The sequence below is a fragment of the Umezawaea sp. Da 62-37 genome, from assembly GCF_032460545.1.
GTDB lineage: Bacteria > Actinomycetota > Actinomycetes > Mycobacteriales > Pseudonocardiaceae > Umezawaea.
Genome location: NZ_CP135965.1, coordinates 6,084,682 through 6,097,102, shown reverse-complemented (window position 1 = coordinate 6,097,102; position 12,421 = coordinate 6,084,682). Strand labels below are relative to the sequence as shown.

At 71.6% G+C, this 12,421-nt stretch carries 14 protein-coding genes; 10 read left to right on the top strand and 4 right to left on the bottom strand.

Annotated features, from left to right (window positions below; translation table 11 throughout):
• Nucleotides 1–272 precede the first annotated feature (272 nt).
• The 5 genes from RM788_RS28045 (at nucleotide 273) to serC (ending at nucleotide 4,913) form a co-directional block, all read left to right on the top strand.
• Complete coding sequence (locus RM788_RS28045; protein WP_315920544.1) at nucleotides 273–1,106, top strand: ABC transporter ATP-binding protein; 834 nt, start codon at nucleotides 273–275, stop codon at nucleotides 1,104–1,106.
• A complete protein-coding gene (locus tag RM788_RS28040; RefSeq protein WP_315920542.1) occupies nucleotides 1,103–1,939 on the top strand; it encodes an ABC transporter permease in 837 nt (278 codons plus the stop codon). Before RM788_RS28045 ends, RM788_RS28040 begins: the two co-directional genes overlap by 4 nt.
• A complete protein-coding gene (locus tag RM788_RS28035) occupies nucleotides 1,936–3,048 on the top strand; it encodes a sensor histidine kinase (protein WP_315920540.1) in 1,113 nt (370 codons plus the stop codon). Before RM788_RS28040 ends, RM788_RS28035 begins: the two co-directional genes overlap by 4 nt.
• On the top strand, nucleotides 3,045–3,665 hold the full coding sequence (locus RM788_RS28030; protein ID WP_315920538.1) for a response regulator: 621 nt from the start codon (nucleotides 3,045–3,047) through the stop codon (nucleotides 3,663–3,665). The genes RM788_RS28035 and RM788_RS28030 overlap by 4 nt, the downstream gene beginning before the upstream one ends.
• A gap of 111 nt (nucleotides 3,666–3,776) precedes the next feature.
• Nucleotides 3,777–4,913, top strand: a complete 1,137-nt coding sequence (serC, locus tag RM788_RS28025) for a phosphoserine transaminase (protein ID WP_315920536.1) — start codon at nucleotides 3,777–3,779, stop codon at nucleotides 4,911–4,913.
• A 116-nt stretch (nucleotides 4,914–5,029) separates the two neighbouring features.
• Here serC and RM788_RS28020 read toward each other — a convergent pair whose 3' ends face one another.
• The 4 genes from RM788_RS28020 to RM788_RS28005 form a co-directional block, all read right to left on the bottom strand.
• Complete coding sequence (locus tag RM788_RS28020; protein WP_315934785.1) at nucleotides 5,030–6,145, bottom strand: ABC transporter permease; 1,116 nt, start codon at nucleotides 6,143–6,145, stop codon at nucleotides 5,030–5,032.
• Between the two features lie 65 nt (nucleotides 6,146–6,210).
• Nucleotides 6,211–6,891: an ABC transporter ATP-binding protein gene (locus tag RM788_RS28015; protein WP_315920534.1), complete on the bottom strand. Its 681-nt coding sequence runs from the start codon at nucleotides 6,889–6,891 to the stop codon at nucleotides 6,211–6,213.
• Nucleotides 6,888–7,964 (bottom strand): peptidoglycan-binding protein, encoded by a 1,077-nt coding sequence (locus RM788_RS28010; protein ID WP_315920532.1) that lies wholly within the window; start codon nucleotides 7,962–7,964, stop codon nucleotides 6,888–6,890. The genes RM788_RS28015 and RM788_RS28010 overlap by 4 nt, the downstream gene beginning before the upstream one ends.
• Nucleotides 7,957–8,520, bottom strand: a complete 564-nt coding sequence (locus RM788_RS28005; RefSeq protein ID WP_315920530.1) for a hypothetical protein — start codon at nucleotides 8,518–8,520, stop codon at nucleotides 7,957–7,959. The genes RM788_RS28010 and RM788_RS28005 overlap by 8 nt, the downstream gene beginning before the upstream one ends.
• Before the next feature lie 146 nt (nucleotides 8,521–8,666).
• Here RM788_RS28005 and RM788_RS28000 point away from each other — a divergent pair, with 146 nt between their 5' ends.
• The 5 genes from RM788_RS28000 to RM788_RS27980 all read left to right on the top strand — a co-directional run bounded on the left by RM788_RS28000 (nucleotide 8,667) and on the right by RM788_RS27980 (nucleotide 12,420).
• Nucleotides 8,667–9,326 (top strand): response regulator transcription factor, encoded by a 660-nt coding sequence (locus RM788_RS28000; RefSeq protein WP_315920528.1) that lies wholly within the window; start codon nucleotides 8,667–8,669, stop codon nucleotides 9,324–9,326.
• On the top strand, nucleotides 9,323–10,498 hold the full coding sequence (locus RM788_RS27995) for a sensor histidine kinase (protein ID WP_315920526.1): 1,176 nt from the start codon (nucleotides 9,323–9,325) through the stop codon (nucleotides 10,496–10,498). The genes RM788_RS28000 and RM788_RS27995 overlap by 4 nt, the downstream gene beginning before the upstream one ends.
• A gap of 96 nt (nucleotides 10,499–10,594) precedes the next feature.
• The gene (gene sepH / locus RM788_RS27990) at nucleotides 10,595–11,491 is read left to right on the top strand and encodes a septation protein SepH (protein ID WP_315920524.1); all 897 of its coding nucleotides are present in this window, start codon (nucleotides 10,595–10,597) and stop codon (nucleotides 11,489–11,491) included.
• A 109-nt stretch (nucleotides 11,492–11,600) separates the two neighbouring features.
• Complete coding sequence (locus RM788_RS27985; protein WP_315920522.1) at nucleotides 11,601–11,984, top strand: hypothetical protein; 384 nt, start codon at nucleotides 11,601–11,603, stop codon at nucleotides 11,982–11,984.
• Nucleotides 11,977–12,420, top strand: coding sequence for a hypothetical protein (locus tag RM788_RS27980; RefSeq protein ID WP_315920520.1), 444 nt, complete (start codon nucleotides 11,977–11,979; stop codon nucleotides 12,418–12,420). Before RM788_RS27985 ends, RM788_RS27980 begins: the two co-directional genes overlap by 8 nt.
• Nucleotide 12,421 lies beyond the last annotated feature (1 nt).

Below are 12,421 nucleotides of genomic sequence, written 5' to 3'. Positions count from 1 at the left end.
CTCCGGACCACCCGAGCCCGCCTCTGACAGCGAGTCACGGACGACCGGTTCGGCCCGCGGGCCGCTCCCCCGTGGGCACCCGCGGACCGGCGGCGCGGAGATCGTCGACCAGGTGCGCGGGAACGTGGTGACGGCGACGAGGCCGCTCGTCCACCGGGGCTCGGATCCGCGCCCGCGGCGCACACCCGGTCCCCGTGTCCACCGATCGGTGGACACCGGGCGTCCGTCGTCGGGTCGTCCCTGGTCAGAGCGGAACTCGACAGACTTCTCCCATGAGCGCGATAAGGGTTCGGGGCCTGCGGAAGGCCTACAGCGGAGTGACCGCGGTGGACGGGGTGGACCTCGACATCGCGGCGGGCGAGGTGTTCGCGTTGCTGGGGCCCAACGGGGCGGGCAAGAGCACGACCGTGGAGATCCTCGAAGGGCACCGGAAGCGGGACGGGGGTGAGGTGGAGGTGCTGGGCGGGGATCCGGGCAAGGCCACCGCGGGGTGGCGGGGGCGGATCGGGATCGTGCTCCAGTCGGCGACGGACGTGGCGGAGCTGACCGTCCGCGAGGCCGTGCGGCACTTCGCGAGCTACTACCCGGACTCGCGCGACCCCGACGACGTGATCGAGCTCGTCGGGCTCACCGGGAAGGCCGGGGCGCGGGCCGGGAAGCTGTCCGGCGGGCAGCGGCGGCGGCTGGACGTGGCGCTCGGGATCATCGGGCGGCCCGAGCTGCTGTTCCTCGACGAGCCGACGACCGGGTTCGACCCGGAGGCGCGGCGGCAGTTCTGGAGCCTGATCCGACTGCTGGCGGGCGAGGGCACGACCATCCTGCTGACCACGCACTACCTGGACGAGGCGGAGGCGCTGGCGGACCGGGTCGCGGTGATCGCGGCGGGCCGGATCGTGGCCGAGGGGTCGCCGAAGACGCTGGGCGGGCGGGCCACCGCCGAGGCGACGGTGCGCTGGAACGGCGTGGACGGGCCGCAGGTGCGGCGGACGTCCGACCCGCAGAAGTTGATCGTCGAGCTGTCCCACCACGAGGAGCTGGCCGAGCTGACCGTGGCGCGGCCGACCCTCGAGGACGTCTACCTGGACCTGATCGGAGAACGCGCGTGAGCACCACGACCGGAACGACCCGCGGGCCGCGGCCCACGCGGAACACGGGAACCCTGGCCATCGGGGCGTCCCGCGGACGGCTGGAGCTGCGGGAGTTCTTCCGCCGCAAGGAAGCCGTCGTGTTCACGTTCTCGCTGCCCGCGTTCATCCTGCTGCTGCTGGGGAGCGTGTTCAACGAGGACATGGTGGGCACCGGCGTGTCCATGAGCCAGCTGTTCACCGCCAGCATGATCGGCGCGGGCATCCTCTCGACGTCGTTCATCACCCTCGGCGTCGGTGTCGCGAACGACCGGGAGGACGGCACGCTGAAGCGGCTGCGCGGCACGCCGATGCCCGCGGCGGCGTACTTCATCGGCAAGCTGGTGCTGGTCGCGGTGGCGAGCCTGGCCGAGGTCGTGCTGCTGCTGGCGGTGGGCGTCCTGCTGTTCGACGTGGAGCTGCCGACGGACCCGGCGCGCTGGCTGACGTTCGCCTGGGTGTTCGCGCTCGGCGTCGTGTCGTGCTCGCTGCTCGGCATCGCGGCCAGCGCCCTGGCGAAGTCGGCGCGCAGCGCGCCCGCCGTGATGAACCTGCCCTACATCGGGCTCCAGTTCATCTCCGGCGTGTTCATCAGCCCGATCATCGCGCTGCCCGCGGCGATGGTGGGCGTGGCGTCGTTCTTCCCGCTCAAGTGGATCTGCCAGGGCATGCGCTCGGTGTTCCTCCCGGACAGCGCCACGGCGCTGGAGATGGCGGGCACGTGGGAGCACGGCCTCACGGCACTGGTGCTCGGGGCGTGGTGCGTGGTCGGCTTGGCCCTGTGCCTGGCGACCTTCCGGTGGACCAACAAGTGATCAACCCGTGGCGGCGGATGGCCGCGATGGCCTACGTGGTCGCCGCGGTCATGATCCTGATCGACACCGCCCCGATCGCCCACCGCCTCGGGGCGATCGGCCTGGCGGCGGCGTGCGCCGCCTGGCAGCACTGGTTCGGGCCGGACGCCGTGTCCTGGCGGCACGAGCACCGGCCCGGCCGCGGCGCCGTCTACCTGTCGGTGATGTTCGTCCTGTTCGCGGCGGCGGTGTGGCTGACGAACGCCTCGGCTTACCTGCTGTTCGCGGTGATGGTGCAGATCTACATGGCGCTGCCGCTGTGGTTGGCCCTCGTCCCGGCGGTGGTGTTCTCGCTGGTGCCGTGGGTCCGGTCGTTCCGCGAGGCCGACTGGGTGCAGGACTTCCTGCCGATCGTCGCGCTGATCGCCCTGCTGTCGCAGATGTTCGCCTGGGCGATCACCACGATCCTGGACAAGACCCGTGAACAGGTGCAGCTCGTCGAGGAGCTGCGCCGCACGCAGGCGCTCAACGAGCGGCTGTCGCACGAGGCCGGGGTCGCGGCCGAGCGGGTGCGGCTGTCCGGCGAGATCCACGACACCCTGGCGCAGGGGTTCACCAGCATCGTCACGCTCGTGCAGGCCGCGCAGGGCAACCCGGCCGGGGCGCCGAAGCTGCTGGACCTGGCGCTGCGGACGGCGCGGGAGAACCTGGTGGAGGCGCGCGCCCTGGTGGCCGCGCTGGCGCCCACGGCGTTGAGCGGGTCGACACTGGTCGAGGCGATCGGCAGGCAGGCTGACCGGCTGGGCGAGGAGGCCGGGGTCGAGGTGCGGCACCGGACCACCGGCGAGGCGGGCCCGTTGCCGACGTCGGTCGAGGTGGTGCTGCTGAGAGCGGCGCAGGAGGCGTTCCACAACGTGCGCAAGCACGCCGGTGCGAGCGCGGTGGAGGTCGAGTTGGCGTTCGAGGAGGAAGCGGTGCGGCTGTCCGTGCACGACGACGGGCGCGGTCTCGGTGACAGCGCGGAGGGGTTCGGGCTGCGGGGCATGAGGGCGCGGGCCGAGCAGGTCGGCGGCACGCTCGACGTGTCCGGCGCCGACGGCACCACGTTGACCCTGCGGGTGCCGCGGTGATCCGGGTGCTGCTGGCCGACGACCACCCGGTCGTCCGCCAGGGACTGCGCGGGATGCTGGAGGCCGAGGACGACCTGATCGTGGTCGGCGAGGTGTCCTCGGGGGCGGAGGCGGTCGAGTTCGTCGCGAACGACCCGCCGGACGTGGTGCTGATGGACCTGCGGATGCCGGGCATGGACGGGGCGTCGGCGACCGCGCGGATCGTCGCTTCGGGTTCCCGGAGTCGCGTGGTCGTGCTGACCACGTACGAAACGGACACCGACATCCTGCGGGCGGTTGAGGCGGGCGCCGCCGGGTACCTCCTGAAGGACTCCACAAGGGACGAACTGGTCACCGCCATCCGCGGCGCGGCACGCGGTGAGACCGTGCTGGCACCCTCCGTGGTCGGGAAGCTCGTCGGCCGGGTCCGCGCACCGGCCCGGCCCGCGCTGTCGGCCCGTGAGATCGAGGTGTTGCGGCTGGTGGGGCGCGGTTTGTCGAACGCGGAGATCGGCCGGGAGCTGTTCATCGGCGAGGCCACGGTCAAGACGCACCTGCTGCGCGTGTTCGGGAAGCTCGGTGTGTCCGACCGCACGGCCGCGGTCACCACGGCGATGGAGCGGGGCGTTCTCGGATGAGTGAGCCGGGACACCCGGATGTCACGTCCCGGCCACCCGGCTGCAACACTTGTGCCCCCGGCAACGGCGCCGGTCAGGCAGTTCCCTGAACCCGCCCCCGGAGGCGTCGACATGACCCAGACCGCCGATCCGACCACCTTGATCGTGCCCGCCGACCTGAAGCCGTCCGACGGCCGGTTCGGCTGCGGCCCGTCCAAGGTGCGTCCCGAGGCCCTGCAGGCCCTGGTGACCGAAGGCGCCGCGCTGCTCGGCACCTCGCACCGCCAGAAGCCGGTGAAGTCACTGGTCGGCCAGGTCCGCTCCGGCCTGCGCGAGCTGTTCTCGCTGCCCGAGGGCTACGAGGTCGTGCTCGGCAACGGCGGCACCACGGCGTTCTGGGACGCGGCCGCGTTCGGCCTGGTCCGCGAGAAGGCGCAGCACTTCACGAACGGCGAGTTCTCCTCGAAGTTCGCCAAGGTCACCGACGAGGCCCCCTTCATCGGCCCGTCGCACATCACCAAGGCCGAGCCGGGTTCCGCGCCGGAGATCTTCTACGAAGAGGGCTCGGACCTCGTCGGCTGGGCGCAGAACGAGACCTCGACCGGTGTCGTCACCCCGGTCAAGCGCCCCGAGGGCTCCGACGGCGCGCTGATCGCCATCGACGCCACCTCCGCCGCGGGCGGCCTCGCGGTCGACGTGTCCGAGACGGACGTCTACTACTTCGCGCCGCAGAAGAACTTCGCCTCCGACGGCGGCCTGTGGATCGCCCTGATGAGCCCGGCCGCGCTGGAGCGGGTCGCCGAGATCGGCGCCTCCGGCCGCTGGGTGCCGGAGTTCCTGTCGCTGCCGACGGCGCTGGACAACTCCACCAAGGAGCAGACCTACAACACGCCGTCGCTGACGACGCTGTTCCTGCTGGCGAACCAGATCGACTGGATCAACGGCAACGGCGGGCTGTCGTGGGCCGCCGAGCGGACCGCCGACTCGGCGAACCGGCTGTACTCGTGGGCCGAGAAGACCGCGTACACGACGCCGTACGTGGAGAACCCGGACCACCGCTCGAACGTGGTCGGCACGATCAACTTCACCGACGAGGTGGACGCGGCCGTCGTGGCGAAGGTGTTGCGCGCCAACGGGATCGTGGACGTCGAGCCGTACCGGAAGCTCGGCAAGAACCAGCTGCGGGTGGCCATGTTCTCGGCGATCGAGCCCGACGACGTGACCACGCTGACCAAGGCGATCGACTGGGTGGTCGGCCGGCTCGGCTGATCCCGGGTTCGGAAGAGGCCCCCGGCACGTGTGCCGGGGGCCTCTTCCGTGCCCGAGTGAGGAACTCGGGGTGCCTGAGCGTTCGACACGGGGTGTCTGGGCGTTCGACTCGCGGGTTAGGCGAGGGCTTCGGTGGGGGAGAGGCGGGCGGCGCGCATGGCGGGGTAGGCGCCGGCGATGGCGCCGACCAGCATGGACACCGCGACGCCGCCGACCACGGCGGGGAGCGGGATCTCGGCGGGCCAGCCCTGGCTGACCGAGTAGCCCGCCGTGACTGCCACGCCGATCAGCACGCCCGCGACTCCGCCCAGGCCGGAGAGCAGTACGGATTCGGCCAGGAACTGGCCGCGCACCTGCCGGCGGGTGGCGCCGAGCGCGCGGCGCAGGCCGATCTCCCGTCGCCGTTCCAGCACCGAGATCACCATCGTGTTGGCGACGCCGACGCCGCCGACCAGCAGCGCGACGCCGCCCAGCCCGAGGAACAGGCCGCTGTACGCGGTCTCGGTGAGCTGCTTGGCCGCCAGCGCGTCGGACGGGCGGGCGACCCTGACCTCGTTGGGCTGCTGGGGGTTCAGGGTGGCGCCGAGCACGCCGCGCACGTCTTCGACGGCGTTGTCCTCGGCGCGCACGTAGACCGTGCCGGGGTGGCCGTCGAACGCCAGCCGCTCGATGGCGGCCTCCCAGCCGACCAGCACCGACCGCTCGATCTCCGGCGCCAGCGGCATCGGGTCGAGGATGCCGACGACGGTGAACCACTGCCCGTCGATCCACACCTGGCCGCCGACGCCGGTGATCCCGAGGCGGGTGGCCCCGACCGAGCCGAGGACGACCGACGGGAACGGCGAGGAGTCGAGGAAGCGGCCGTCGCGAACGTGCCCGCCGAGCACGTCCAGCAGGTCCGGCGTCGCGGCGGACACGCCGAGGCCGGAGGTCTCGTCCTCGTCCACGTGGTCGTTGCGGCGCACCGACTTCCCGGTCTTCCCGATGCCGCTGGCGGACTGCACGGGCCCGATCCGCCTGGCCATCCCCACCGCGGTCTTCGGCAGTTTCGCGTCCTGGCCGCCGAAGGTCTGGCCGGGTTCGGAGCGCAGCAGGTTCGTGCCGAGGGTGGCGAGCTGGTCGCTCAGCGCCTTGGCGCTCGACGCCGGGATGCCGATCACCGCGACGACCGCGGCGATGCCGATCGCGATGCCCAGCGCGGACAGCACGGCACGCATCGGTTTGGTGCGCATCCCGTGCGCGCCAAGGCGTCCGACGTCGCGCGGGCCGAGCCGGGTCGGCTGCGGCAGGGTGGACGTCACACCACCACCCCCGTGTCGAGCTGGACCAGGCCGTCCAGCACCTCGATCCGGCGCGGGGCGTGCGCGGCGATCTCGCGGTCGTGCGTGATGATCACGATCGTGGTGCCGTCCGCGTTCAGCTCGCCGAGCAGGTCGAGCACCCCGACGCCGTTGCGGCTGTCCAGGTTCCCGGTCGGCTCGTCGGCGAGCACGATCGACGGCCGGTTGACCACGGCCCGCGCGATGGCGACGCGCTGGCGCTCACCGCCGGACATCTCGCTCGGCAGGTGCCAAGCCCGGTGCGACAGCCCCACCCGGTCCAGCGCCGCCAGCGCCATCGGCCGCCGCTCGCGGTGCGGCACCCCGGCGTAGAGCAGGCCGGAGGCCACGTTGTCGACGGCGGGCAGGCCCTCGGTGAGGAAGAACTGCTGGAACACGAACCCGATCCAGCGCGACCGCAGCGCGGACAGCTTGCGGTCCGGCAGCATCGCGACGTCGTGGCCGCGCACCAGGACGTGCCCGGTGGTGGGCCGGTCCAGCGTGCCCATGAGCTGCAACAACGTGGACTTGCCCGACCCGGACGGCCCGACGATGGCCAGCATCTCGCCGTCGCGGACGCTCAGCGACACCTCGCGCAGCGCCTGGACGCCGCCGGGGTACGTGCGGCTGACCCGGTGCATGTCCAGGACCGGCGTCACGACGTGGTCACCACCCTCAGGCCCTCGGTGAGGCCGTCCCCGCTGACCTCGACCTCGCCCTTGGAGAACAGCCCGGTCGTGACGGCGACCAGCTCGCCGCCGGTCGCGGACTCGACGGCGTAACCGCCCTCGGCCAGCGCCAGCAGTGCGCCGACCGGCACGATCAGCACGCCGTCCTTCCTGCCCGCGGTGAACACGACCGACACCGACACCGAGTCCAGCGTCCCCGCTGCCGCCGGGTCGTCCAGGGTGATCGTGACCGGGGACTTGGCCTTGCCGTCCTGGCCCTCGACCGCCTTGCCGACCGAGGCGATCGTGCCGGTGGTGGTGCCACCGCCGGTGATCGTCAGCTCGACCTTCTCGCCGATCTTGGCCAGGCGCAGCTTCGACGACTCGAGGTCGACGGTGACCACCCGCTGGGTGCCGGTGACCTTCATCAGGTCGCCCGCACCGGGGGCGCCGAGCTGCGCGCTCACCGACGAGATCCGGATCGGACCCGCCTGCACGACGACGTCGCCGACACCCAGGACACCGGTCTGCTCGACGCCGAGCGCCTTCTGCCACTTCTTGATCGCGGTCGCGGTCCAGAAGGTGAACTTCTCGTCCGGCTCGCCGAAGTCGTCGAAGCCCAGCGCGTTCAGGTTCTCCTCGACGATCTTCACGTCCGGACCGTTGGTCATGTCGGTCTGGAGATCGCGGTAGAGCGGCAGGTACCCGTAGAACAGCGGGATCTGCTTCGCGTCCACCGAGTACACGTTCTGGCCGCGCTCGACGACCGCCCCGGACGCCGACAGCCCGGTGACCGTGCCCTGCTTGCGCCCCTGCAACGACCACTCGGTCCCGTAGGCGAGCGCCCCGGTGACGGTCTGCTGGTCGACGAGGTCGCCCTTGCGGACCTCGGTGGTGTCCGGCGGCTCGGCCTTCGGCGGCGCCGCGTTGGCGGTGTTCGAGGCGATCCTGGTCAGCACGACCACCGAGCCCGTGCCCAGCACGGCCACGACCACCAGTGCGACGACCAGCCAACGACCTCGTCCGCGCCGCCGCGGTGAGGTCGGCCCGTCCTGGTCAACCATTGCCGGGCACCGCCGGCACCGCGAGCATCCCGCCGTCGCCCATGCCGCAGGCCTTCATGGCCTCCGTGAACTTCTCGGTGTCGTCGGAGCCCAGCGTGGTGCCCCGGCCGGACTTCTCGGCGTCGGGATCGGGCATGTCGATGCCGTGCTCGCGCATGCACTTGGCCTGCTCGCGCATCTTGTCCTTCTCCTCCTGGCTCGGCTCCTTGAACTCGCCGCCGTCGGGGAGGAACTGCTTGCAGGCCTCGTTGGCCTTGTTCATCTTCTCCATGCCGACCTCGTCCTCGGACGAGGCCGAGCCGAGCGCGATGACGCCTCCGCCCTCCTGCGGGTCCGGCATGTCCACCCCGTTGTCGCGCATGCACTTCGCGAACTCGCGGATCTTGTCCATGTCCGCCGGGTCGAGGCTCGCGCCCTTGGGCGTGCCGCTGCTCGACGTGGGCGAGCCGGACTTCACCGACGCCACCCCGTTCCCGCCGTCGTCCTTCGCACCGCATCCGGTGACCAGCGCGAACAACACCGGTACCAGCAGGCCTGTGGCCAACTTCGCCTTCATGCGCTCCTCCAGAGTGGTTGTGGTCGGCGGGGCCGTCCCCGACGTCGACCCCGCCGCCGTTGAAGTTCTACGGATCCGGTGATCTCGGGCCGTTAAGCGAAGTGCCTTATCCGGCGCTTATGCCTCCTTCCGCGACACTGGGCCGCATGCGCGTGCTGGTGGTCGAGGACGAACGTCTGCTCGCGGACTCGATCGCCGAGGGGCTGCGCAGGCTCTCCATGGCCGTCGACGTCTGCTACGACGGAGGGGCCGCGCTGGAGCGCGTCGGCGTGCACGACTACGACGTGGTGGTGCTGGACCGCGATCTGCCGGTGGTGCACGGCGACGAGGTGTGCGCGGCCGTGCTGGCCGCGGGCGGCGAGGCGCGCGTGCTCATGCTCACCGCGGCCGCCGAGGTGGACGACCGGGTCGCGGGCCTCGGCGCGGGCGCCGACGACTACCTGACCAAGCCGTTCGCGTTCGCCGAACTGGTGGCCCGCGTGCAGGCGCTGGCCCGCCGGTCCCGGCCCGCGCTGCCGCCGGTGCTGGAGCGCGCCGGCGTCGTGCTCGACCTGCCGCGCCACCAGGTCTCGCGCGACGGCCGGTTCGTGGCGCTGTCCCCGAAGGAGTTCGCCGTGCTGGAGGTCCTGATGCGCGCCGGGGGAACCGTGGTCAGCCCGGAGGTGCTGCTGGAGAAGGCGTGGGACGAGCACGCCGACCCGTTCACCAACGCGGTCCGGGTGGCGATGGTGACGCTGCGCCGCAAGCTCGGCGCGCCGCAGGTGATCGAGACCGTGCCCGGCGCGGGCTACCGGTTCACGTCGTGAACGAGCTGCGGCTGTCCGTGCGGACCCGGCTCACCGCCTGGTACGGGGGCCTGTTCCTGCTCGCGGGGACCGCGCTGCTGGTCACCAACTACATCCTGGTGGCCGCCACGCTCCCGCAGGCGGGCACAGCCGTCGCGGCGGCGAGGGCCCTGCCCGCCTACGCGGACATCCCCGCCCAGTCCGGGCGGACCGAGGTGGCCCAGACCATCGAGCTGACCGTGCAGGACTACCGCGACTCGGTGCTGGGCACGCTGCTGCTCCAGTCGATCGTCGCGCTGGTGATCACGGTCGTCCTGGCGGTCGGCGTGGGCTGGCTGATGGCGAGCCGGGTGCTCGAACCGCTGCACTCGATCACCGGGGCCGCCCACCGGCTGGAGGCCGACAACCTGGACCAGCGGATCAAGCACGACGGCCCCGACGACGAGCTGAAGGACCTCGCCGACACCTTCGACGGGATGCTGGACCGGCTCGCGGGGGCGTTCGACAGCCAGAAGCGGTTCGTCGCGAACGCCTCGCACGAGCTGCGCACGCCCCTGGCCGTGCAGCGGACGCTGATCGAGGTCGCGATGGGCGCGCCGGGCGCGAGCCCCGACCTGGCCAGGCTCGGCAAGCACCTGCTCGACACCAACGAGCGCAGCGAGAAGCTGATCGACGGCCTGCTGCTGCTCGCCCGCAGCGACCGGGGCCTGAGCAGCCGGGTGCCGGTGCGGCTGCACGAGGTCGTCGAGGACGTCGTGGAGTCGTGCTCGGAACTGGCGGCCGAACGCGGCGTGGAGATCACCCGTTCGTCCCGGTCGCGGATCGTCCTGGGCGACCCCGTGCTGCTGTCGCACCTGGTCTCGAACCTGGTCCGCAACGCCGTGCTCTACAACAAGCCGGGCGGGTCGGTCCGGGTGGACGTGGGCGGCGAACCCGCGCTGGAGGTCGTCAACACCGGTGAGCCGATCCCCGTCGACGTGGTGCCGGGGCTCTTCGAGCCGTTCCGCAGGCTGCGCACCGAACGGCTCGCGGGCAACGGCACGGGTCTGGGCCTCTCGCTCGTCCGGTCCATAGCCGCTGCCCACCACGGGTCCGTCAGCGCAAGACCACACGAAGGGGGCGGGCTCGTGCTCCAGGTGAACCTTCCGGTAACGGACGTGCGCCCAGGCCCGATGTACGGCAAGATCGGGTGAAGTAGTCACATGTGCACGGCGAGTCTCCCCCGTCAAGGAGGCACGCCGGTTTAACGTCTTTGCTTGGCGAGGTGGAGCTGAATAGGGGAGGCCAGGATGCGAGCGCTGCGAGTCATCGGGCTCGACGAGGACGGCAAGTCCGTCATCTGCGAGGACCCGTCCGGCGGCGAGCGCTTTCTGCTTCCGGCCGATGAGCGCCTCCGCGCCGCCGCGCGCGGCGACCTGACCCGTCTCGGCCAGATCCAGATCGAGGTCGAGAGCCAGATGCGGCCGCGGGAGATCCAGGCCCGCATCCGCGCCGGTGAATCGGTCGAGCAGGTCGCGGCGGCCTCCGGGCTGCCGAGCCACCGCGTCGAGCGGTACGCCTACCCGGTCCTGCTGGAGCGTTCGCGCACCGCTGACCTGGCCCAACGAGCGCACCCCGTGCGCGAGGACGGGCCGGACGTGCAGACGCTCGGCGAGGTCGTGGCGCACTCCTTCGGGCTGCGCGGCCAGGACTACACCGACGTCGGCTGGGACTCGTGGCGCGGTGAGGACGGCAAGTGGGTCGTGCAGATGCACTGGACCGCGGGCCGTTCGGACAACACCGCGCACTGGGCGTTCCACCCCGGAGCGCACGGTGGGACCGTGACCGCGCTCGACGAGGCGGCCGTGGACCTCATGGACCCCAACCCCAACCGGACGCTGCGCACCGTTCGCCCGGTCACGCAGCTGGCCCGCCAGGCCCTCGAAGCCCAGACCACGACCCGCGCGCCCGAGGTCGAGACCGAGACGGAGATCCTCGCCAAGGAGGAGATCCCGCTCCCGGTGCCCGCACCCCAGGTCCCGGAACAGCCCAAAGCTGAGCCGGAGGCGCCGGTGGCCGAACCGGCCGCCGTCGTCGTCGCGGAGGCTCCCGCTCGCAAGGAGCCGCCGAAGCGCGGGAAGAAGACGCATCCCATCGTGCCCTCGTGGGAGGACGTCCTGCTGGGCGTCCGGTCCCACAGGGGGTAGGCAAGCGGATTGACGGCTGCGGCCCACCACGGATTCCCCGTGGTGGGCCGCAGCCGTTTGCGCGTTCCCGAAGCCCAGGGGTTTACCGATCGCCCCCAACGGGGACCCGATGATCATGGACGGGCGACGGATCTTGATAGGCGCAGGCATCGGGGCGGTGCTCGGCGCCCTCTGGTGGGGCGTTCGGGAACTGATCGCCTCCGGCGCCGTGTGCTCCACCGACGACTTCGACTGCCTAGGCGTCGGCGTCATCTCCATGCCGGTCGCCGTCATCGTCGGCGGCCTCCTGGCTTGGCTCGCCATGCGCGCCCTCGGCCTCACCCGCCCAGCGGCCGCCGCCATCATCGGCGTGCTCCTCGCCGCCGTCTTCCTGGTCCTCACGGTCTGGATCGCCATTCCCGCCGGCACGATCGTTACCGCCGCGCTCGGATTCGCCATCGGCGCAGCGGTGACAGGCACCCGTTCCGTCAGCGAGACTGCTGCCCGTGACTGACACCCCTCGTTCCACCTCGAACGGCCTCGCCCTCAAGGTGCTCCTCCGAGTCGTGGTGTCCGCAGCCGTCGGCGCCGCCCTCCTCCTCGCCTGGGTAGCCGCATTCCAGTCCGAAAAGCTCCGCACCATGATCGACAGCACCAACCTCGGCCAATTCCTGCTGCTCCTGGTAGTCGGCCTACCCGTGGCACTGCTGACCAGCGTCATGCTCGCCGGCCCCGTGCTCTGGGTCCTGAAGGTCCGCCCGGTCTGGCCGATCATCCTCCTTGGCCCCGTCCTCATGGGCGTCGCCCAAGTCCTCAAACTGCCCGACGACCTCTCCTGGCTCGCAGGCAAGTGGACCGTCCAAGCACTACTAGCAGCAGCCAGCTACGGCCTGGCCGGCCTCATCTCCGCCCCCGCCATGATCAAGTACCGGGCGAAGAAAACCCCCTAGT